The 22,157-nt window shown below is 65.2% G+C and carries 19 protein-coding genes; 11 read left to right on the top strand and 8 right to left on the bottom strand.

Going from position 1 to position 22,157, the window contains the following annotated elements; all coding sequences use genetic code 11:
• Position 1: 1 nt before the first annotated feature.
• Complete coding sequence (locus KF823_08910; GenBank protein ID MBX3726026.1) at positions 2-2,374, bottom strand: copper-translocating P-type ATPase; 2,373 nt, start codon at positions 2,372-2,374, stop codon at positions 2-4.
• Between the two features lie 151 nt (positions 2,375-2,525).
• Between KF823_08910 and KF823_08905 the strand changes: the two genes are divergently transcribed.
• Complete coding sequence (locus KF823_08905; protein MBX3726025.1) at positions 2,526-2,729, top strand: heavy-metal-associated domain-containing protein; 204 nt, start codon at positions 2,526-2,528, stop codon at positions 2,727-2,729.
• Between the two features lie 114 nt (positions 2,730-2,843).
• Here the strand turns inward: KF823_08905 and KF823_08900 are convergent, their stop codons facing one another.
• The 5 genes from KF823_08900 to KF823_08880 are packed head-to-tail and all read right to left on the bottom strand — an operon-like array spanning position 2,844 to position 7,432.
• Positions 2,844-3,227, bottom strand: a complete 384-nt coding sequence (locus KF823_08900; protein MBX3726024.1) for a DUF1622 domain-containing protein — start codon at positions 3,225-3,227, stop codon at positions 2,844-2,846.
• Between the two features lie 12 nt (positions 3,228-3,239).
• A complete protein-coding gene (locus KF823_08895) occupies positions 3,240-4,043 on the bottom strand; it encodes a cytochrome C (protein MBX3726023.1) in 804 nt (267 codons plus the stop codon).
• Complete coding sequence (locus tag KF823_08890) at positions 4,040-4,729, bottom strand: hypothetical protein (GenBank protein MBX3726022.1); 690 nt, start codon at positions 4,727-4,729, stop codon at positions 4,040-4,042. The genes KF823_08895 and KF823_08890 overlap by 4 nt, the downstream gene beginning before the upstream one ends.
• A complete protein-coding gene (locus KF823_08885; GenBank protein MBX3726021.1) occupies positions 4,730-6,892 on the bottom strand; it encodes a 2Fe-2S iron-sulfur cluster binding domain-containing protein in 2,163 nt (720 codons plus the stop codon).
• Between the two features lie 12 nt (positions 6,893-6,904).
• Positions 6,905-7,432 (bottom strand): hypothetical protein, encoded by a 528-nt coding sequence (locus KF823_08880; GenBank protein MBX3726020.1) that lies wholly within the window; start codon positions 7,430-7,432, stop codon positions 6,905-6,907.
• Between the two features lie 455 nt (positions 7,433-7,887).
• On the opposite strand from KF823_08880, the gene KF823_08875 reads away from it, so the two are divergent.
• The 6 genes from KF823_08875 to KF823_08850 all read left to right on the top strand — a co-directional run bounded on the left by KF823_08875 (position 7,888) and on the right by KF823_08850 (position 16,150).
• Positions 7,888-8,163, top strand: coding sequence for a hypothetical protein (locus KF823_08875; GenBank protein MBX3726019.1), 276 nt, complete (start codon positions 7,888-7,890; stop codon positions 8,161-8,163).
• Positions 8,164-8,330: 167 nt separating this feature from the next.
• A complete protein-coding gene (locus tag KF823_08870; protein ID MBX3726018.1) occupies positions 8,331-9,404 on the top strand; it encodes an NAD(P)-dependent alcohol dehydrogenase in 1,074 nt (357 codons plus the stop codon).
• 206 nt (positions 9,405-9,610) lie between these two features.
• Positions 9,611-10,012 carry a hypothetical protein gene (locus KF823_08865; protein MBX3726017.1) on the top strand — a complete coding sequence of 134 codons (402 nt, stop codon included), beginning with the start codon at positions 9,611-9,613 and terminating at the stop codon, positions 10,010-10,012.
• Between the two features lie 264 nt (positions 10,013-10,276).
• Positions 10,277-11,506, top strand: coding sequence for a TolC family protein (locus KF823_08860; GenBank protein ID MBX3726016.1), 1,230 nt, complete (start codon positions 10,277-10,279; stop codon positions 11,504-11,506).
• On the top strand, positions 11,503-12,996 hold the full coding sequence (locus KF823_08855) for an efflux RND transporter periplasmic adaptor subunit (GenBank protein ID MBX3726015.1): 1,494 nt from the start codon (positions 11,503-11,505) through the stop codon (positions 12,994-12,996). The genes KF823_08860 and KF823_08855 overlap by 4 nt, the downstream gene beginning before the upstream one ends.
• Before the next feature lies 1 nt (position 12,997).
• On the top strand, positions 12,998-16,150 hold the full coding sequence (locus tag KF823_08850; GenBank protein ID MBX3726014.1) for an efflux RND transporter permease subunit: 3,153 nt from the start codon (positions 12,998-13,000) through the stop codon (positions 16,148-16,150).
• Positions 16,151-16,808: 658 nt separating this feature from the next.
• On the opposite strand, the gene KF823_08845 is transcribed toward KF823_08850, so the two are convergent.
• Positions 16,809-18,623 carry a 2Fe-2S iron-sulfur cluster binding domain-containing protein gene (locus KF823_08845; GenBank protein ID MBX3726013.1) on the bottom strand — a complete coding sequence of 605 codons (1,815 nt, stop codon included), beginning with the start codon at positions 18,621-18,623 and terminating at the stop codon, positions 16,809-16,811.
• Positions 18,624-18,631: 8 nt separating this feature from the next.
• Positions 18,632-19,321 carry a PepSY domain-containing protein gene (locus KF823_08840; protein ID MBX3726012.1) on the bottom strand — a complete coding sequence of 230 codons (690 nt, stop codon included), beginning with the start codon at positions 19,319-19,321 and terminating at the stop codon, positions 18,632-18,634.
• Positions 19,322-19,724: 403 nt separating this feature from the next.
• Between KF823_08840 and KF823_08835 the strand changes: the two genes are divergently transcribed.
• The 4 genes from KF823_08835 to copD all read left to right on the top strand — a co-directional run bounded on the left by KF823_08835 (position 19,725) and on the right by copD (position 22,055).
• Complete coding sequence (locus KF823_08835; GenBank protein ID MBX3726011.1) at positions 19,725-20,201, top strand: DUF411 domain-containing protein; 477 nt, start codon at positions 19,725-19,727, stop codon at positions 20,199-20,201.
• A gap of 69 nt (positions 20,202-20,270) precedes the next feature.
• A complete protein-coding gene (locus tag KF823_08830) occupies positions 20,271-20,534 on the top strand; it encodes a heavy-metal-associated domain-containing protein (protein MBX3726010.1) in 264 nt (87 codons plus the stop codon).
• Positions 20,535-20,714: 180 nt separating this feature from the next.
• Positions 20,715-21,098, top strand: coding sequence for a copper homeostasis periplasmic binding protein CopC (gene copC, locus KF823_08825; protein ID MBX3726009.1), 384 nt, complete (start codon positions 20,715-20,717; stop codon positions 21,096-21,098).
• Between the two features lie 12 nt (positions 21,099-21,110).
• Positions 21,111-22,055: a copper homeostasis membrane protein CopD gene (gene copD / locus KF823_08820; GenBank protein MBX3726008.1), complete on the top strand. Its 945-nt coding sequence runs from the start codon at positions 21,111-21,113 to the stop codon at positions 22,053-22,055.
• The last annotated feature ends 102 nt before the right edge of the window (positions 22,056-22,157 follow it).

The following is a 22,157-nucleotide window of genomic DNA, read 5'->3' as shown; positions in this document are numbered from 1 at the left end:
GTCATTCTCCTCTCGGCCCCAACCGTGCCGTACCGAAGCCCGCCGAAGCGGCAGCATCTCGCGAAGCCGGCGGCCGGCCAGCCGCCGCGAACGCCACGGGCGGGCGAAACCGCCGCAGCCTGAGGGCGTTGCCGAGGACGAAGACGCTCGACAGCGCCATGGCGCCTGCCGCGAAGACCGGCGAGAGCAGGACGCCGTAGGCCGGATACAGCACGCCGGCGGCGACCGGGATCAGGGCCGCGTTGTAGGCGAACGCCCAGAACAGATTCTGCCGGATGTTGCGGATCGTCCCCTTCGACAGGGCGATGGCGCTCGGCACGCCCATGAGGCTGCCCGACATCAGCACCACGTCGGCCGCCTCGATCGCGATGTCGGTGCCCGTGCCGATGGCGATGCCCACCTCGGCCTCGGCCAGGGCCGGCGCGTCGTTGATGCCGTCGCCCACGAACACCAGATGGCCATGCACGGCCCTGAGCCGGCGCACCGACTCCACCTTGCCCTCCGGCAGCACCTCGGCGACCACCTCGTCGATGCCGAGCCGGCGGGCGATGGCCTCGGCCGTGCGCCGGTTGTCGCCGCTGATCATGGCCACCTTGAGGCCCAGCGCGTGGAGCGCGGCGATGGCCTCGGGGGTGGTGTCCTTGATCGGATCGGCCACCGCGATCACGGCCGCGAGCTTGCCGTCGATCGCGGCGTAGAGCGGCGATTTGCCCTCGTCGCCCAGTCGCTGCGCGATGCCGGCGAAGGCGGCCACATCCAGGCCCAGCCGCTGCAGGTAACGATCGGCGCCGATCCGGACACTCACGCCGTCCACCACGGCCTCGACGCCGAACCCGGTCTCTGACCTGAAGCCGGCGACCGCCGGCAAGACCAGGCCTTCGGCGTGGGCGGCCTCCACGATGGCGCGGCCGAGCGGGTGTTCCGACTTCGCCTCGACGGCCGCGATCCGCGCCAGCACCTGCGCGCGATCGAAGCCCTCGGCGGGTTCCAGATCGGTGAGCACCGGCCGGCCTTCGGTCAGCGTGCCGGTCTTGTCCAGCGCGACGACCTGCGCGTCCCTGAGCAACTGCAAGGCTTCGCCCTTGCGGAACAACACGCCCATTTCCGCGCCGCGCCCGGTGCCGACCATGATCGAGGTGGGCGTGGCCAGCCCCATCGCGCAGGGACAGGCGATGATCAGCACGGCGACGGCGTTGACCAGCGCGAACGTCAGCGCCGGCGACGGGCCGAAGGCGAGCCAGACGAGGAACGTCAGCAGCGCCAAGCCGATCACGACCGGGACGAACCACGACGTCACCTGGTCGACCAGGGCCTGGATGGGCAGCTTGGAGCCCTGCGCGTCCTCGACCATGCGGATGATCCGCGAGAGCACCGTGGACTCGCCCACCGCGGTCGCGCGGAACGCCAGCGCGCCGTTCTGGTTGACCGTGCCGCCGACCACCCCGCTGCCGGCGGTCTTCGCCACCGGCACCGGCTCGCCCGTGATCATGGACTCATCGACGTAGCTGTCGCCCTCGATCACCTCGCCGTCGACCGGCACACGTTCGCCGGGCCGCACTTCGACGATATCCCCCGGCCCCACCTCGACGAGGGCGATCTCGGCCGTCCCCTCGCCACGGCGCACGCGCGCGGTCCGCGCCTGCAACCCGACCAGCCGCTGGATCGCCTGGGAGGCGCGTCCTCTGGCCCGCGCTTCCAGGAACCGGCCGATGAGAATCAGGGTGACGATGACGGCCGCCGCCTCGTAATAGACGTTGACCGCCTGCGCGGGCAACAGCGCGGGCGTGAAGGTCGCGACCAGCGAGTAGGCGTAAGCGGCCAAGGTGCCGACCGCCACCAGCGAGTTCATGTCCGGCGCCAGGCGCAACAGCGCGGGGAACCCCTGCTGATAGAAGCGCCGGCCTGGCCCGAGGATCACCAGCGTCGTCAGCGCGAACTGGATGATCCAGTTCCACTGCATGCCGATGGTGTGCACGATCAGGTGATGCAGGCCGGGCACCAGGTGCGCCCCCATCTCCAGCGCGACGACCGGCAAGGTCAGCGCAGTGGACACGACCACCGCGCGTTTCAGTGCCGCCTGCTCGGCCTCCTTGCGGGCTGCATCGTCGGCCTCGCGCAAGGCCGCCCGGTCGATCGGCCGTGCCGCATACCCTGCGTCGTCGATGGCCTGGATCAGCAGACGGGAGTCCGCGCCGCCTTCCACGACTGCGCGCTCCGTCGCCAGATTGACGCGCGCCGCCATCACGCCGGGGACGGCGCGCAAGGCGCGCTCCACCCGTCCGACACAGGACGCGCAGGTCATGCCCTCGATGGCCAGTTCGGTCTTCCGCACAGGGTCCGTTCGCAGGGAGGCGCTTGGGGCAACGGAATCCATGGTGTTCATCTCGCCGGTGCAATGGGTCAGGAAACAAGTCTGCGGCTTCCCACGGTGGGAAGGTCAACACCTGCATGGCCCGCGAAAGCCCTTGACCTTCCAACGATGGCAAGGCCCATGCTAACCGCATACAAACCATAGGAGGTGCCCCATGCACACGTTCCACATCCAGAACATGACGTGCGGCGGCTGCGTCCGAGGCGTGACGCGCGCCATCCAGTCCGTCGACCCGCAGGCGCGGGTCCAGGCCGATGTTCCCGCTCGACGGGTGCAGGTCGTCTCCGAGCAACCGCGTGAGATCGTCGAGGCCGCCCTGACCAAGTCGGGCTACCAGGCGGTCGGCGTCGATCTGTGATGAATCGCTTGGCGGCGTCGTTCAAGTCTCGTTGAGCGGCTGGAAGCGGCAAGCGGGCGCTCGCCAGCGCGGTCGTCGCACGAGGCTGTACCTTGAGCGCGTGGCCCCGTTCGCTCAGCCGGACGCGTTCGGGTGGTCGGGCGGTGCCGGTTGACTGCGCCGCCACGGCCACCCTCGTTCGATCTCGATTTGCAGGGCAACGCTCAGGAAGGTGCGGATCAGCACGATCAGCGCAAGGATCGCCACGCCCTGCAGCGAGGGATCGATGGTGACGGTGCGGATGATGTCCGCGGCCACGAGGAACTCCAGGCCCAGCACGATCGCGCCGCCGAGTTCCTGCCGCAGGGCGTGATATCGCGCCGTCAGACCGCCTGCCGTGTGAACGAAGGCGAATCGGCCACACGCCAACAGGCTTCCCAGCGTGATGACGCCGACGCCGAACAACTCGAATCCGGCCACCACGACCCCGATCGCAGCATGTGGCAGGTCGGCGCTCACCGGCGTGTCCGGTCAATGATGGTCGTAGATGCCCACTCCCCGGATGTCGTTCCAGGACGTGGTCTGGTGGCAGAGATAGCACTGCTCGGGCTCCGCGTTCCTGACGCCTGCGATCGGCTTGGACATCATCGCGAAGTGCTCCTTGTAGTGGCTCAGGGGCGCGAGATGGCACTGACCGCACTCGGTGGAACTGGGCAATGGATGCCTGAACTCGGCGATCGACCACGTGCCGGTGCCGTGGCATGTCGCGCAATCGTTCCCGAACACCTGGACGTGAGGGTCCGTGGTCTTGTGGCAGCTCGCGCAGTCCAGCAGCGTCTCCTTGTAGGTCATGCCGTTGGCGAGCGAGAGGTTGCCCGCCAGTGCCTCCGGTCGGTGCGCCTTCAGGTGCGCGAGCAGCAGCGCGCCCTCGTGGCCCTCTGGAGCACGATCGAGCCATCGCACGATGATGTCGGTCAACGCCGCATGGTCCATGCCCCGCAGGCTGTGGCCGGCGTCATGCTCCTTGTGGCAGGCCACGCAATTGCTCGTCTCGGCGATGTTGGCATGGAACGCAGTGGGTTGCCGCTGCAGGAGGAGGGTTTCGTTGGCATGGCAGGCAACGCAGGTCGCATCCTGCACGCCCTTGACCGGCGTGTGGCACGCCGCGCAATCCTCCTGCAGGAACGCATGCGCGCTGGACAGCGGGCCAGGCGAGGCCATGCTCTGCCACGTCGCGGCGTGCTGCGTCTGCGGCACAGCCTTCCACAGCGCGAGCGCTGCCACCGGTGCCAGCACCGCGAGCAGCGCGGCGATGATCGTTCCCTTTCGACTCATCTGAACCAGCGCAGCCCGAAGTAGATGCCGGCCCAGATGTGCAGCGCCAGCAGGAGATAGAAGACGATCGAGAACGCGATGTGCGCCGACAGCCAGCCGGTGAACAGCTTGCGCACCCGCTCCTGGAACTGGATCGAGTACTGCAGGTCGCCGGCGGCGGACGCCAGCGGCAGCAGTTCGGCGCCGGCCTCGGCCGTGCCGGCGCCGCCGCCTGCCGGCGCCTGCGCGTAGGCCCAGTACGCCCCATCCAGGAGGCGCCACAGGCCGTCGAGCTGCGTCTTCTTCTCGCGGATGTTCTCGGCGACGTAGCGCAGGTAATGCTGGCCGATGAACCCGGTGAGCACGCTCAGGAGCATCGACGCCGTCAGCGCGATCCCGAGCACGCTCTGGAACTTGTGCCCGCTATGGATGATGGCCAGCAGAGCGCCGATCAGGCCGAAATACACGTGCGCCTGCAGCAATGTGGCGAAGCTGTGCTTGCGGGTGAATGCGCGGCGCAGCGTGGCGCTGCGCTTGACCACGGTATAGACGAGCGGCACCAGCATGAACGCGGCGCCCACGACGCCGAACACGCCACCCCACAGGCTGCCGGCGAAGAACGGAGCGCGGTGCACCAGGAAGCCCAGCCACAGCACCGCCAGCATCGACACGATGATCGTCGCGGCGATGCGATCGTGCCTGCCCATCTAGGCATCCACCGAGATGTCGGCCGACGCTTTCGCCTGGCAGGCCAGGATCATCCCCGACGAGCGGTCGAGCGGGGTCAGGCTGTCGTCCACCGCCATGGTGACCTCGCCCGAGAGCAGTTTCACCTTGCAGATGCCGCAGTAGCCCTGCCGGCACGCGTACTCGATCGGGACGCCGACTTCTTCGGCGGCCTCGAGGACGGTCTGGCCGGCGATCAGCGGCGCCCTTTTCCCGGATCGCTCGAAGCTGCATGTCACGGCCGCAGCGGTGTCGCCGGCTTGGCCCGGTTCGGGCGTCGCCGGCTTGGGCGGGCTCAGGAACAGCTCGGAGTGTATCGACGCCGGATCGATGCCCAGCTTGCCCAACTCGCCGCGCACCGCGTCCATCATCACCGGCGGACCGCACAGGTGGATGCGACGCGAGCGGATCTCCGGGATCTGCCCCAGTAATTCGGCGGTGATGAACCCACGCGGGCCGGTCCACGCCTCCGAAGACTCGTCGCTCAATACGATGGACACGTGGAGGTTCGGATGCCGACGGGCAAGCTGGTTCAGCTCGTCGCGGAAGATCACGTTCTCCAGGTCCTTGCAGGCGTAGACCAGGTCGATCCGGCCGTTCCAGCTCTGGTCGGTCAGGTAGCGGATCGAGCTCATCAACGGCGTGATGCCGACGCCGCCCCCCAGGAGCACGACGCTGTCGGACTCGACGCCGCGGAAGGTGAAGCGGCCGTACGGGCCGGACGCATCGAGCAGATCGCCTTCCTGGACGTGTTCGTGGAGGTATCCGGACACGATGCCGCCGCTTTCGTGCTTGACGGTCAGGTCGCACCAGCCGTGGCAGCACGGTGACGAGGCGATCGAATACGAACGCTTGACCTGTTTCCCGCCCGCGGGCACGGAGAGCGTCAGGAACTGGCCCGGCTCGAACTCGAAAGGCAGGGCACCTGTCCCGTCAACGGGCGCCAGGCGGAATGTCTTGACCTGGGCAGTCTCCTGGAAGATGCGGGCGACCCGCAGCTTGCCGACCCAATTGCCCGTGGTGGACGGAGGCGTGCGCGCCTGCGGAACGCTTTCGGGCGAGGCCACCGGAGGCGCCGGTACCGCGGCGGCGGGCGTCGCACCGGCACGAGCCGCCGTGGATGCCGCCGGAGACGCCGGCGTACCCGTGCGCAGCGTGGCCAGCACCGCGTTCGTACGTCGGTTGCGTGCCACGTACATCCATGCCCCCAGCAGCGCAAAAGCCACCAGCAGCGCCATCGTGAAATAGTGAAAGCCCGACAGGCCGAAGACCCCGTGCGCCGGGACCGTGGTCAGGGGATCGGTCAGATTCATTTCGCGGCGGAACCAGTCCAGCGCGATGCCGCGCGGCGCCTGTCCCTCGGCCAGCGCGCGGTAGGCCGACAGACCACTGTCGAACTCGCCCCAGGCCACGCGCATCCGGTCGGACGCCTCCTGCAGGCCGGCGTAGTCGTTGCGCTGAACCGCATGCGACGCCTCCGACGACAGGGTCGCCAACTGCTGGATGCCTTCGTGCATCCGATGGTGGGCGAGTTGTTCGACGCCGGCGCGTCGCTCCGGAGGAAGATCCGGCAGCGCCATCAGTTGGGGATACAGCAGCTTGTTGAGACGCCGGTCGCGACCGCACTCGTCTCCGCGGCAGCCGCGCATCATGTCGTCCATCATGCCGCCCATGGAACCGCCCATCGACGCACCGGGCGAAGCCGGCATGCCGCCGGCCGCGTCAGGATGATGCGCGGCATGGTCGTCGTCGCCCATCGCTGCGCCCGCCGGCGCTGCGGGACCCATCGACATGCCTTGCGTCGAGCCGCTGCCTGGCATGGGGGTGTCGCCGGCGGCCGGCTGCGGTGCCGCCATGTTTGCGGGCGGGTCAGGATGATGCTCTGCGTGATCGTCATCGCCCATCGGCGCGTCCGCCGGCGGTGTGGCCCCCATCGGCATCCCGCCCATCGAACTGCTGCCTTGCGCGGCTGTCGTTCCCATCGCGGCCGGCTGCGACGCGGCCGTGTTGCCGGTCTTGCCCGGTGGATGACCTGCGTGCGGATCGGCGGCTGTCTGAGCGCCGGCCGTTCCATATGCCAGCGACATCGCCAGCGTGGCCGGGGCAACGATGCGCTTCCACCCCATGAAGCTTTTCGTCGACACGGCGGCCGCCCCCTACATATGGCCCATCTTCTTCTTGGCCATGCCACCGCCCATGCTCGAATCCATCTTCTGCATGGTCGAATCGACTTGCTGCATCTGCTGCTCGCAGTTCTCCATGTCCGTCTTCATCTGTTCCATGTGTTGCATCGCGGCGGTCATGTCCATGTCATTGTGCGCGGACGCGTCTCCTGCCTTCATCGACATGGCCTGCTGATGCATCTGCATGCTGCCTTCCTGCATCTGTCGGCCCATGGCCTCCATGGCCCTTCCCCGTTCACGCATCATCGTTGCCATCTCCTCCATGTGCGCCGCCATGGCCTCGGGCGAGGCAGGCGGATTCTGTGCAGCGGGGGACTGGGGAGTCGGGGCGTGTGCCGCCGGAGCGTGGGGCGATGCGGGGGCGCTTGTGCTGGCGGGCGACTGCCCCATGGCGCCGGACTGACCATGCCGGTGCTTGTCGTCATCGGCCAGTGCCGAGCCAGCGAGCATCGCACCAAGCAAACAAGCCATCACCAGCGATGGTCGACGATAGTGCCTCATGACAACCTCCGATTAAGTTGGCGGCGATTCCCGTCGGGAACCGGTGAGTGCGACGCACCCACAACAAAAACCGATCCGCGTGTGCGGCCGGCTTGTTTGCTTTCACCCTACGTACGGCAAGCTGTCGACGGCATGACCCCGCCATTACGATGCTGCAATCATCTCGTCATGCAGCGAAGGTCATTAGGCAAATGATATGCATCTGCATTTAGGTCGTCTTCTTCAGGGGACACCAGCCCTTGCAAAGTGACCAATTCATTTCATGAATGTAATGAACGAGTCATTCAGATGAAAGCCGGACTTTCCTAGGCTGGCATCGGGCATACCTCTCCCCAGCCCATCAGGAGATTCCAATGAAGTCCGTCAAAGCGTCGTGGGTCATCATGTAATGTGCAATCTTCGCCATCGCCATCGCCGTTCCGGTTCATGCGCAGCAGCCTGCGGAAGAACCGATCGTGAAGCTGCTGAACGATATCGCGGACAAGCCGGAGAACCATCTGGCCATTGCCGCGTACTACCGCACGCTGGCCGGCGAAGCCTTGGCAGAAGCCGAGAAGCACAAGGCGATGCGCAACACTTACCGGCACAACCACCAGAAGTTCAAGACAGGAGTTGGCACCGGGCAGTCAATGGCGCGGCACTGCGACCGGCTGATCAAGCTCCAGGAAGAGACTGCCACGGAGTACGAGGAGCTTGCGAAGCTCCATGAAGCTGAGGCAGCAGCACAGTGACAACCAGGCGATAGACGTCGAATACCCCGCTCGATCCATCATTGAATCGATGGGGGCGGGGTATTCATGTTCCATGAACAACACAAGTGGAACCCGGTGGCTTTGCTTCTGGAGCCAATCAGCCGGCTGCCAGCACACATGTTCCAACTCAAGATAGGGAGCGCGTCATGACGAAGATGAGAGCCGCTGTCTTTGTAGAGCCTGGCAGAATCATTCTGGACGAGAAATCGATACCAGACATCGGCCCGCTGGATGCGCTGATCAGAATCACCACGACGACTATCTGCGGAACGGATGTGCACATCCTTAAAGGCGAGTACCTGGTCGAAAAAGGTTTGACCATAGGACACGAGCCAGTCGGCGTTATCGAGAAGCTTGGTTCCTCGGTATCTGGATTTCATGAAGGCCAACGTGTTATCGCAGGCGCGATCACTCCAAGTGGCTACAGCAACGCATGCTTATGCGGCTTCCATTCCCAGGATGGCGCAGGCACAAAACACGGCTGGAAAGCAATCGGCGGGTGGAAGTTCGGCAACACGATTGACGGCAGTCAGGCCGAGTTTCTTCGGGTCCCTGACGCGATGACCAATCTATGCCCGATCCCCGACGACCTGACCGATGAACAGGTCTTGATGTGCCCCGACATCATGTCGACCGGATTCGGCGGAGCGGAAAGTGCGAACATTCGGATAGGCGATGTCGTTGCCGTTTTCGCACAGGGGCCGATAGGGCTTTGCGCTACGGCCGGAGCACGCCTCAAAGGCGCCACGACCATTATCGCAGTCGACGGAATTGGTGAGCGTCTGCGCATCTCGAGCAAGCTCGGTGCGGATGTCACAATAAATTTCCACGACACAGATCCGGTAGACGAGATACTCAAACTCACTGGCGGGCGTGGCGTGGACGCTTCAATTGAGGCGTTGGGAACCCAAGCGACATTCGAGGCGGCGCTACGGGTACTTCGCCCCGGCGGCACCCTCTCCAGCTTGGGCGTCTACTCCGAGGACCTCAGAATTCCCGTCCGGGCGTTTGCGTCTGGTTTGGGCGATCACAAGTTGGTAACGACCCTTTGCCCTGGAGGAAAGGAACGGATGAGGAGGTTGATAGACGTAATTGCGTCGGGCAGGGTCGACCTTACCCCCATGGTCACTCATCGCTACGGCCTCGACGACATTGAGACTGCCTATGATGTCTTTTCGCATCAGCGAGATGGTGTCCTCAAGGTCGCTATCACTCCTTAACCGGCTGGGATCACCTGACCTCCATAAAGCAGAGAGATTTCGAACGAATTCTAGTGGCACCTGGATGGATACCCACGGAGACCTTGATCCAGATCAGTGCGTTTCACAGGCACCTTTGCATAAACTCGCACCATGGCTTGCTTTGCACCCTTACCACGAGCGCTGATCAAACCCGAGAGTTGCCTTCCTTCCGGGACGGGAAAATCATGATCAGCTTGATCACCCGGTTGCGTCGCCGGCACCCTCGGACGAGGCTGGCCTGGCTGGCGCTGTGGGCGCTCTTGTTGCAGCAATTGGTGCTGGTGGCATACGCGTGCCCCATTGAAGCGCAAACGCCACCCGACCCCGTCCCGATGATCATGGTGGGATGCGACGGCATGACCGCACTCGATCCCGACTACCCGTCCCTCTGCCAGCAACATTGCGAGCGCGACAGGGTCACCACGCCGGATCTGAAATCTCCGCAGGTGCCGCCGTCGACCGTACCGGTGTTGTTCACTTCGCTGGAAACCCTGTCATCCTCTGTGCAAGCACGGCGGTACCGTGACGTACCAGCCTGCGTATCGGACCCCCCACCTGCACAGCGCTTCTGTAGCCTGCAGATCTAGACCTCGATCGCACCACCTTGCTCGCGCGTCCACGCCGGCCGCGCGTCCACCGCGCACGCGCAAGCGGTTGCCAACATGCGCAGTGCTGTGCGTTCGTGCCGTGTTGAATCACGGCATGTGCTTCCGCCGTTGTCCGAGCGACCTGCGTCGCGTCGGCCCAAGGACACTGACATGGCATCCCCGTTCAAGCGTTTGCAGGCCAGGCGCCTGTACCCTCGTCCCCCGCTCGACCCCAGGCACGCGCTTCGGCACCTGGTGCCCTGCCTGCTCGCAGGTGCCTTCTGGACCCTGGCGCTGCCGGCGACCGCCACCGAACCCGCTCCAGGACACAGCCTCGAGTCGATCCGCTCCTGGGTCCTCGAACACAACGCCGAACTGCGGGCACTGGACCTCGAAGCCCAGGCCGCCGAGGCGCGAATCCTGCCTGCAGGTGCTCTGCCCGATCCGTCTGCGTCGGTGAGCTTCCGTGGCTTGGATCCGGACAAGCCTTGGCGTACTCCGGGTGCTGGCCGCGAGGTCGACTACGCCGTGCGCCAGCGCTTCCCACTCTGGGGCAAGCGCGGCCTGGCGCGGACCGCGGCCAGTCAGGACGCAGTAGCGGTCGGGCTCGACCGGATCACCGCGGCGCGCGACCTGCTGGCTGACGCCGAGGCGGCCTACGTGCGCTACTGGCACGCAGACCAGGCCGTCGCCGTGCTCGACCGCCGTGTTGTACTACTCCGCCAGATCGAAGAAATCGCCGGCGTTCGCTACGCCCTGGGTCGTGCGGCACAACAGGACGCGATCCGCGCCCAAGTCGAGCAGACCAGCCTCCAGCGCGAGCGGATCGAGCGCATCGCCGTCAAGCAGGAGGCCGCCGCCACGTTGAACGCGGTGCTGGGCCGCCGCGCCGACGCGCCGCTGGCGACCCCTGATGAGGCGCCGCGACTGTTCGTTCGCAGCGCCTCGCTCGCCGAGGCGCTGGACGGCGCTGATGCGCATCCGGCAGTGCGTTCGCAACAGGCCCGCGCCGAGGCCGCCCGCACGAACGTGGCGTTGGAGCGTCGCAACCGGTTTCCCGACGTCACCGTGGGTGTGGGCGCGATGCAGCTCGGCAACGGCATCGAAAGCACCGAGCTGATGCTGGAGGTCGAGATCCCGTTCCAACAGCGCGCACGCCGCGAACGCGAGCGCGAATCGCGCCTGCTCGAAGACGCGGCGCTGGCCCGCCGGGACGCCACGCTGCGGGCCGTCGAGGAACGCGGCGCCGCCGCCTGGTCGCAGTGGACCAGCGCACGCGAGCGCCGCGCGCTGGTCGAGAACACGCTGATGCCGCAGGCCGACGCCACCTGGCAGTCCGCACTGGCCAGCTACCAGGTCGGCGAAGTCGACTTCGGGACGCTGCTGGAAGCACTCAATGAATGGCAGGGCGCCGACCTCGCACGGGTCGATGCACTGCGTGACGAACTGTTGGGCGCCGCCGCCGTGCGCGCCATCGAAGGAGAGATCCGATGACCCGTGTCCAGACCCTGTCGCTCGCCATCGGCGTCGCACTCGCCGCACTCGCCGTCGGCTGGATGGCGGGCCGCGCCACGAACGATTCGCCCACCGCAGCCACGTCCGCCGAGGCAGCGGCCGCGGAACGCAAGGTGCTCTATTACCGCAATCCGATGGGCCTGGCGGACACGTCGCCGGTGCCGAAGAAGGATTCGATGGGCATGGACTACGTCCCGGTCTATGCCGACGACGCCCCGCCGGCGGCGCCGGGTACGGTGGTGCTGCCCCCGGACAAGGTGCAGGCGCTGGGCGTGCGCACCGAGGCGGTCAAGCGAGGAGCCATGTCCGCCACCGTGCGCACCAGCGGCACGGTCGAGGTCGACGAGACCCGGCAGTACGCGATCGCCCCGCGCTTCGAAGGCTGGGTGGAACTGCTGTACGCGAACCAGACTGGCATGCGGGTCCGCGCCGGGCAGCCGCTGCTGTCCGTCTACAGCCCACAGCTGGCCGCGGCGCAGCAGGAATACCGGCTGGCCGACGAAACCGCCCGCAGACTGGCGGCGTCCGATCCCGCGAGCGCGGCGTCGATGATCCGCCTGCGCGATGCCGCCCGCACCCGCCTGCGCAACTGGGAAATCAGCGACGCGCAACTCGGCAAGACGGGGCTGGTGCTCACCGCGCCCGCGGACGGGGTCGTGATCGAGAAGCCGGTGGTCCAGGGCGCACGCTTCGAGCCCGGCGAAACCATCCTGCGCCTGGCGGACCTGTCGACGGTGTGGGTGATCGCGAAGGTCCCGGCGGCGCAGGCCGCGGGCATCCAGCCCGGCCAGCCCGCACGCTTTGAAACCGTGGCCCTGCCGGGCCAGGTGGCCGAGGGCGAGGTCACCTTCGTGCAGCCCGTCATCGATGCGATGACGCGCACCGTGGATGTGCGCATCGCCCTGCCCAACCCCGACGGCGACCTCCGGCCGGGGCTCTACGGGACGGTGGTGCTGGAGGAGCCGGGTGCTGGACCGGTCCTGACCGTTCCGCGCTCGGCCGTGCTCGACAGCGGCACGCGCCAGGTGGTGCTGGTCGAGACCGGCCCCGGCCGGTTCGCACCGCGCGACGTCACCCTGGGTCGCCGTGGCGGCGATCGCATCGAAGTGCTCGACGGGATCGCCGAAGGCGAACAGGTCGTGGTCTCCGCCAACTTCCTGATCGACGCCGAAAGCAACCTGCAGTCGGCACTCCAGGGGCTTGAGGGTCATGCAGGACACGGCGCGCCTTCGGGCACCACTGAGGATCCACACGCCGGGCACGGTGAGGACGCCGTCGATCCGCACGCAGGTCATGTTGACGAGGTCGCTGATCCCCACGCAGGCCATGCCATACCGGCGACATCGGGAGATCCACCGGCTGCCGCCAGCGATCCTGGCGCGTCCGACGGCCATGACAGCCATGGCGACCTGGAGACGATGAACGACCACGACGCACAGGTTCCCGCTACCAGCCACGAGGGGCACTGACATGCTTGGCCGCCTCATCGAATGGTCGGTCCGCAACGTCTTCCTGGTGCTGGTAATGACGCTGGCGATCGTCGCCGGCGGCATCTATGCGCTGATGAACACGCCGCTGGATGCACAGCCGGATCTGTCGGACGTGCAGGTGATCGTGTTCACCGAGTACCCGGGGCAGGCGCCCCAGGTGGTCGAGGACCAGGTGACCTACCCGCTGACCAGCGCGCTGCTCTCGGTTCCGAGATCGAAGGACGTCCGCGGGTTCTCGTTCTTCGGCGCCTCCTTCATCTACGTCATCTTCGAGGAGGGGACGGATCTCTATTGGGCACGCTCACGCGTGCTTGAGAACTTGAACGTCGCGTCGAAGAACCTGCCCCCCGGCGTGGCCCCCGCACTGGGTCCCGACGCCACCGGCGTTGGCTGGGTCTACCAGTACGTCCTCAAGAGCGACCGCCACTCGCTGGACGAGCTGCGCGCGATGCAGGACTGGTACCTGCGTTACCAGCTCACCACCGCGCCCGGCGTGGCCGAGGTCGCCAGCGTCGGCGGCTTCGTGCGCCAGTACTCGATCACCGTCGATCCGGTCCGGCTGCGCGAGTTCAACATCCCGATTTCACGCGTGTCCGAGGTGATCGCCGAGAGCAACCGCGACGTCGGCGGCCGCGTGATCGAGATGGCCGAGACCGAGTACATGGTGCGGGGCCGCGGCTACCTGCGCGGTATCGAGGATATCGAGAGCCTGGTTCTGCGCGCCGAAGGGGGCGCACCGGTGCTGATCGGCGACGTCGCCCGGGTCGAACTGGTACCCGATGAGCGCCGTGGCATCGCCGACCTGGACGGCGAAGGCGACGTTGTGGGCGGGATCGTCATTGCGCGCTTCGGCGAGAACGCTTTGGCCGTGATCGGGGGGGTGAAGGACAAGATCGCCCAGCTTGCGAGTGGACTCCCCGAGGGCGTCAGCGTCCAGGCGGTCTACGACCGCTCCGATCTCATCGTGCGCGCGATCAAGACGCTACGCACGACGCTGCTCGAGGAGAGCCTGATCGTCGCACTGGTTTGCCTGGTATTCCTGTTCCATGCCCGCAGCGCGCTGGTCGCGATCGTCATGCTGCCGGTCGGCGTTCTGATCGCGGTGATCGCCATGCGTGCGCTGGGCATGAACTCCAACATCATGAGCCTGGGCGGCATCGCGATCTCGATCGGCGTGATGGTCGATGCGGCGATCGTGATGATCGAAAACGCGCACAAGCACATCGAACGCTCCGACGGCTCCCGCAGCCGGGCCCAGCTGATCATCGACGCCTGCCGGGAGGTCGGGCCCGCGCTGTTCTTCAGCCTGATGATCATCACCGTCTCGTTCCTTCCGGTGTTCGCCCTGGAGGCGCAGGAAGGACGTCTATTCAAGCCACTGGCGTTCACCAAGACGTTCGCGATGGCCGGTGGCGCGCTGCTATCTGTGACACTAGTCCCGGTGCTGATGCTCCTGTTCGTTCGAGGCAAGATCGTTCCCGAGCACAAGAACCCGGTGAACCGGTTCCTGATCGCAGCCTACCGGCCCGCGATCGACATCGTGCTGCGGCACCGCGTGGCGACGATCCTCCTCGCGCTCGTCGCGCTGTTTGCCAGCCTGTGGCCGGCATCGCGCGTGGGAAGTGAGTTCATGCCGACCCTCAACGAGGGCACGCTCCTATACATGCCTGCTTCGTTGCCTGGCATGTCGGTGACCAAGGCCTCTGAGCTGTTGCAGCAGCAGGACCGGATCATCAAGAGCTTCCCGGAGGTGGAGTCGGTCTTCGGCAAGGCCGGTCGTGCCCTGACCGCCACCGACCCGGCGCCGCTGGAGATGTTCGAGACCGTCATCAACCTCAAGCCCGAGGACGAATGGCGGGACGGCATGACCACCGACAAGCTCATCGCCGAGATGGACGCGGCGCTGAAGTTCCCGGGCGTCGCCAACTCCTGGACGATGCCGATCAAGGCGCGCACCGACATGCTGGCCACCGGCATCCGAACGCCGGTGGGGATCAAGCTCTTCGGCACCGACCTCGAGCAGCTCGACGCCCTGGCCACCGAGATCGAAGCGGTGGTGCGCGAGGTGCCGGGAACGACCAGCGCGTTCGCCGAACGCCTGACCGGCGCCTACTACCTCGACATCACCCCGGACCTGGGCCGCCTGGCCCAGTACGGCGTGACACTGGGCGAGGTGCAGGACGTGGTGGCAGCCGCGCTGGGCGGCGAGATGGTCTCCACCATCCTCCAGGGACGCGAGCGCTTCAGCGCGATCGTGCGCTATCCGCGCGAACTGCGCGACGATCCGCACCGGATCGGCACCCAGGTGCTGGTCCCGGTGCCCGGCGGCGCCCAGGTGCCATTGGGTGAGCTGGCGCAGATCGAAGTTAAGAAGGGGGCGCCGAGCATCCGCACTGAGAACGCGATGCTGGCCGCCTACATCTACGTCGATACGCGCGAAAGCGACTTGGGCCGCTACGTGAAGGCGGCGCAGGATGCGGTCGCCGAGCGGGTGCAGTTCCCGCCGGGCTACTACGTCTCCTGGAGCGGGCAGTACGAGTACATGCAGCGTGCCGCCGAGAAGATGCGCGTCGTCATCCCGGTGACCCTGGCGCTGATTTTCCTGCTGCTGTACCTCAACTTCCGCCGCGTCACCGAGTCGCTGATCGTGATGCTGTCGGTGCCTTTCGCGCTCGTCGGCGGCATCTGGCTGATGTGGATGCTCGACTACAACGTCAGCGTCGCGGTGATCGTGGGCTTCATCGCGCTGGCTGGCGTCGCCGCGGAAACCGGCGTGATTATGTTGATCTACCTCGACCACGCGCTCGAGGCGCGTGCCGCGCAGCGGCAGGCCGAAGGCCGCTCGCTGGATGCGCGCGACCTGCGAGACGCGATCATCGAGGGCGCGGTCGACCGCGTGCGCCCAAAGATGATGACCGTCGTCGCGATCATGGCCGGCCTATTACCGATCATGTGGAGCACCGGCACCGGCTCGGAGGTCATGCGTCGCATTGCCGCACCGATGGTGGGCGGCATGGTGTCGTCAACCGTCCTCACCCTGGTGGTGATTCCGGCACTTTACTCGCTGATCAAAGAGAGGCAGCTGGCCAGGAAGGCTTCGACATCCACCGCACTTCCGGCAGGACTACCGTGATGTGGCGCTCGCCCAACGAACTTGAGCACAAGTGGTCCGCACGCGTGGGCCGCGATCCCCTAGCCGGCCGCGGCAGAGCCGGGCGACGCCATCCCACTCCGCGCCCACCCGGGTCCGTTTGTATCGAGCACGTAGATCCTAGATCGAAAATCCGCTGAATCCATATCACCTCACACTACCAAAAAATCTTCGTTATCGTCGTGGGCACACCAACCGCCTTGCTATCGATAGCATCGGCGTCAGTGGAGCTAGACGCGGATATCTGATACACAGCCGCGGCTTGCGTTCAACGCGGGATGAAACGCCAAGTCGCAGCCCAGACGCTTAGCCGTCTGGAAGGGACACCCATAAAATGATGCCAGCCATGGAAGAAGCATGGCCGGCCTCAAAAGGGAGAGTGCCGCTTATGCATGCGTAAGCCTCCTGACGAAGATCAGGAATCTCGCTGTCCTCATGCCCATGTCGGCGCAGGAAGGCGTGGATCAGGCCCTCCAGCGGCAAGACATGCGATATGAACCACTCATCCAGCGCGGTAGTCACCAAGGTTCTCACTGGTTCATCAGGCAGGCTCAAGCACGTCCACTCACTGGGACGAGCGCACTAGAAGAATCCGGTACACCGCGGCTCCGTCGGCCGGCCGAGCCGGCGGAGTGTGCGGTCAGATATTGAAGTCGTCGTAGGCCACCTGGCTCTCCGGCACGCCCAACCGTGACAGCAACTCGCGTGTGGCCTTGAGCATGGCCGGCGGTCCGCACAGGTAGAACTCGCAGTCGGCCAAGGCCTGATGGGCTTTGAGCAGACGGTCGTGAGCGACTTCGTGAACGAGCCCACGCAGGAGGGCATCGTCGTTCTGCGCCTCGTCCGAGAGCACCAGATGCCAGCTGAAGTCGGGGTGCTGGTGGGCCAGTTGCTCCATCTCCTCGATGTACGGCGCCTCTTTGAGGCTGCGGGCGCCATACCAGAAGTGGATCCTCTCACCGCCTTGCGCGGCCAGCAGCGTGCGAATCATCGCGCGCAGGGGTGCCATGCCGGCGCCGCCGCCGATGAAGACCTTCTCTCGCCCGAGCGGCTTGAGCGCGAAGTCGCCAAACGGGCCGCTGAAACAGACCCGATCCCCCGGCGAGAGCGTGTACAGGTAGGTCGAGCCCCTGCCCGGCGGATGCCGCTTCTTGTCCGATCGTCCGGGACTAAAGCGCGCCAGAAGGGTCAGTCGGCCTTGCGCCTGATCGATCGGCAAAGCCAACGAGTAGGCTCGGCGTACCGGCTTGCGGTTGACCAGCTTCTCCGGGAGATCCACGCCAGCCCAGTCCTGATGGTGGTGCTCCGGACGCACCAGCTTGTGCACGGGCACCTCGTAATCCGGTACATGTATCTGCAGGTAGGCGCCGGGTTGATACTTCGGTCCTGGCGCTTCGTCGGGTTTAAGCACGATCTCGCGCAGGAACGGCGTCACCGCCGTGACCTGCTCCACCGTGGCCGCGTACTCGGTCCACAGACTCGCCCCCCCGGCCACTTCGACATCGGTATCCTCGACCACGGCCAGGTTACAGGCCAATCGATACCCCATCTTGATCTTGCTGGCGCCCAGATGTGCTTGATCGGCTGCGGTGGCCTTGGGCGCGATCCCGCGGAAGCGCACCACGCACAGGCCGCAGCTTTGCCCTCCCCCGCAGTTGGATGGCAGTTGCACCCCCTCCCGCGCCAGCGAAACGTAAACATTGTCTCCCGCCGCGGCGCGAACCGTGCGCAGCCGCGTTCCATCCGGACCAAACACCGAGAGCTCACGAGCCAGCCGCCAGCGGCGCGGAACAAACTCGTTCCAGTGGAAGCTGGCGAACAGCAGCCAGATGCCGGTCAGCGCCAACCACAAGCCGCCGATGGCCGCGGTCACCACTAGGGGATTGTTGAAGTTCTTGCGCCCCGTGTAATCCATGATGTGGAGCATCCAGAACACATCGAACAGGCGCCACGTCTTGTTGCGGTGGTAGAGCACCTCGCCTGTTTGGGCCGACAGATACACCGTGGTGTCCTGAGTGTCATCGGTATCCACCCGCCACAGTTGACCTTCGTGGTCGCGCACTTCCCCACTCCAGTCCAGCAAGCGCGGGGCCTGCAACGCACCCGTGCCGGTGTAGGAGGCCTGGGCCAATCGTGCAGCCCAGGCGCCGTCCAGCGCGATCGGCGCGCCGGTAACGGCGTCGACCAGGGCGATCCCTTGGGCGTCGGCCAGTTGGTAGACCGGCGTGTCCAATAGCCAGCCCGAACTTACGCGGCTGATTTGCTTGTTGCCGCCCAGAAAGCTGGCGGGCGAGCGGGCGTTGGCAGGCCAGTCGTGCCTGTCATGCGCATGAGCCTGGAACTGATGGCCTTGTACCTTGTCATGATCCAGCCAACTCATCATCACGCCACTGGCCATCCACAACAGCAGTTGCAGCCCGATGATCAAACCGACCCATTTGTGCAGCGTTCTCATCCAGGGCGTCATGCCGCGTTCCTCCTGCGGAAGCTGTAGAACAGCAACCAGGCGCCGCTGAGCACGAACAGCAGTCCAACCGCCGATGCCACGCGCAACAGGGTGTTGTTGACGTCCGAGCGCGCCTCGTAATCCATGATGTGGAACATCCAAAGGAAATCGAACCAGCGCCACAGGCTGTGCCGGCGCGCCAGCAACTCGCCGCTGTAGGGTGAGAAATACAAGGTAGTTTCACCTGCGTCGGCGTAGTGCACAGCCCACATCGGCACCGGCCGCGTAGCAACCTCTTGTGGTGCTTGGGTCACCCATTCGACCCGGGCGACAGGCGCCTGACCTTGGTACATCGCCTTGGCCAAGGCGATCGCCATCTGCTCATCACCCGGCGAGAGAACCTCTCCGGTCATGGCATCGAGCAAATAGATTTGGTCGCGGGCGTGGATCTCATAGACATCCCGCTCAAGCAGGCGCTTGAGCTTGACCTGCGTCATCCCCGGGTAGCGGCGCTGCAGTTCCTGACCCGACAAGTGTGTGGGTGCCACCAGCGGTTGCTGATGGGCATGGGCCAGGTGATCGCCATGGATGATGTCCAGGGAAATGACCGTCATGTACACGCCGCTGATCATCCACAGCAGCGCTTGCACGCCGATGATCAGGCCAATCCATTTGTGGGCCTTACGCGCCCAGAAAGCCGATTTCATAGTGATCTCGTTCGACAGGAAGACGACACCTGTCCCCCGCCACAAGGACGGGGGCAGGTGAAGCGGGCCTTACCAGTGGTAACCCACGCGTGCATACTAACGACGACCCAGCAGGTCATACGTCATCGTGTCGGTATTGGCGTCGGTGTAGCTCTGGATGAACGGGGCTTTCTTGTCGTGCAGATTGTCGATGCTGAAGGACACATCGAAGGCCTTGCTCGGTGCGTACTTCGTTCAGCCTAGAAGTTCCTTCAGGAACGCAGCCATGCTGCACATGACGGGAATGTAATGATCGGGTCACCCGCCGGACAGCCGATGCCTTCTATGCTCCGCCTCGATCTGCTTGTAGCCCTGCAACCGTCGAATCCTGCATTCAGCCAACGGAACGAAGTCGAGCGTCAACATGAAAACACTGAGCACTAAACGTCCCGTCTTTACGACTTTGTTGATCCTTTTGTCGATGGCTTTCGCCGGGAACGCAACAGCTTCCGGGTTCGTCGCAGAAGTCTGGAAAGATCCAAACTGCGGATGCTGCAAGCTGTGGATGGAACGCCTGAAGGAAGCGGGCATCAACGTGCGCGCCTTTGAGACGGGAAACACCGGCGTACGCGCGCGTCTCGGCATCCCGGCAGGGCTCGGCTCCTGCCATACGGCCAGAATCGATGGCTATGCGATCGAGGGCCATGTGCCGGTCGCCGACATCCAGCGCCTCCTCAGGGAGAAGCCGAAGGGGGTCGGCCTAGCCGTGCCCGGCATGCCCCTGGGGTCGCCGGGTATGGACGGACCGGCCTACGGTAATCGCAAGACGGCTTACGACGTGCTGCTGGTGCAAGCCGATGGAAGCACTAGCCGATACCAGTCGTACCAGGGATCGCTGTAAGCGCATCGCCGAGACATGGCCTGCGGATGCTCGAGATCACATCACAAGACCGGAAGAGATGGCTTCTCAATGAACACCATCGTTCTTGAGATCCGAGGCATGAACTGCAGTTCATGCGTCCGGAAAGTGACCGATGCCATCAAGGCCCTGCCTGGCGTCAGTACCGTGGAGATCAATCTTGGTGCGCGTCGTATGCGTGTCCGCGGTGACTTCACACAAGGCGGTGCCCCCCTGTTGTCGGCGCTGAAGCAAGCCGGTTATCCCGCGCACGAAGTTCGCGCCGGAAAGTCGCTGCTTGCTGGCGATGGCCACGGACGATGCTGTAGTGGATAGGGCCGTTGGCGCGTCGTCTCCGTCGACGGTCCGTAACAGATCCGATGCTGCGAGCAGTTACATCGGGGACTCGGCGCCTAGGCTGTCGAGCGCCGCACTGGGCTGGTCTCCGCGAAACCCTAGTGGATGCTACGAGAAGCTTCCGCGCACTGATTCCATAACCCATAACGGAGCAACATCATGAAACGCACCAGCGCCATTCGCTCTTTCTCTCTCGGCATTGTCCTAGCGGCCGGCCTCCTGTCGGCCTCGTTCGCCTACGCGCACGCCACACTGGTCCAGTCCGCGCCGGCGGCCAATGCAGTTGTGACATCACCGCAGCAGATCGACCTCATTTTCAATGAGACGCTGTTGCCGCGCGCTTCGCGCCTGGAGCTGGCAATGGTCCACGGCAATTCGACCATGCCGATCGAGCATCTGGAGATCGAGGTCGTCAACGACGGCAAGACCCTACGCGCCAAGCTGCATCATCCGCTGGAAGCCGGCATTTATCGCGTGCAGTACCGCGCCGTCGGGCCTGACAACCACCCGATGACGGGGGATTTCAGCTTTACCGTCCGCTGAGGACCCGCCGAGTTGTCGAGCGTACCCGCCTATGCACTGCGGTTCGTCCAGTACCTGGACCTGATGCTGCTTTTCGGTCTTCCACTGTTCGCCTGGTATAGCCTGCGCCGATCAGTGCCTGGCGGAGACCCGTGGTTGCCCCTGTCCAGGTCGGCGCTTTCCTTGGCGCTTCTGGTCAGCGCCGTGTTGGGTGTGACGCTGACCGGTATAGACGTTGTCTTCAAGACGACGGAGATCATGGGGATGTCGATCATCGAGCTCGACCGCACATCGCTCGGCTGGTACCTGTTCGAGACCGCCGCTGGTCGAGCCGCATTGGCACGGACCATACTACTTGTCGTGCTGATCGCCTTTCTCGGCTGGCAGTCACGTCGTCAAGAGCGCTCCTTCTTCTCGCCATTGGTCACCGTGCTTTCCGGCGGCGCCTTGCTCACCCTGGCGTGGAACGGTCACGCCGCCGCAGGAGAAGGTGCATCTGGCACGCTGCGACTGACCGCGGGCATCGGCCACCTGCTTGCGGCAGGCGGCTGGATTGGCGCCATTGCGGCCTTTCTGATAATCATCTCTCGTCGCACCACATCCGCCGAGAGCGTCCCTCTGCAACTGCTCCACAATGCGCTGCAGGCCTTCTCAGGCCCCGGCACCTTCTTCGTCGGCGTACTTGTGGTCACTGGCCTCCTGCACTACGGCGACCTCACGGGCTGGTCCACGGCGCCTCTGTTCCACAGTGTTCACGGCAAGCTGTTGCTGATCAAGCTCGCGTTGTTCGCTGCGATGTTGGGACTGGCTGCGCTTCATCGCTGGCGTCTCGTGCCCGGATTGGAGGGTGAAATCCTCGCCGGCGATGGTTCACACTCATTGCAGACACTCCGCCTCACCGTAACCATCGAGGCATCGCTCGCTGCGTTGATCATTGCTACCGTGTCAATTCTCGGCACCCTTAGTCCACATGGTTGACCCGACGCCGACGCTAGCGGCTGGGCTTGCTCGATATGAACCGCCCCGGCTTTCCCGAAGGCTCCGACTCTTGAGAGGATGGAGCCATGAAGAAGTCACTGA

Source organism: Lysobacterales bacterium (genome assembly GCA_019634735.1).
Lineage (GTDB): Bacteria > Pseudomonadota > Gammaproteobacteria > Xanthomonadales > UBA2363 > Pseudofulvimonas.
Note: the sequence above shows the minus strand (reverse complement) of the source record. Positions and strands in the feature narration are given on the sequence as shown.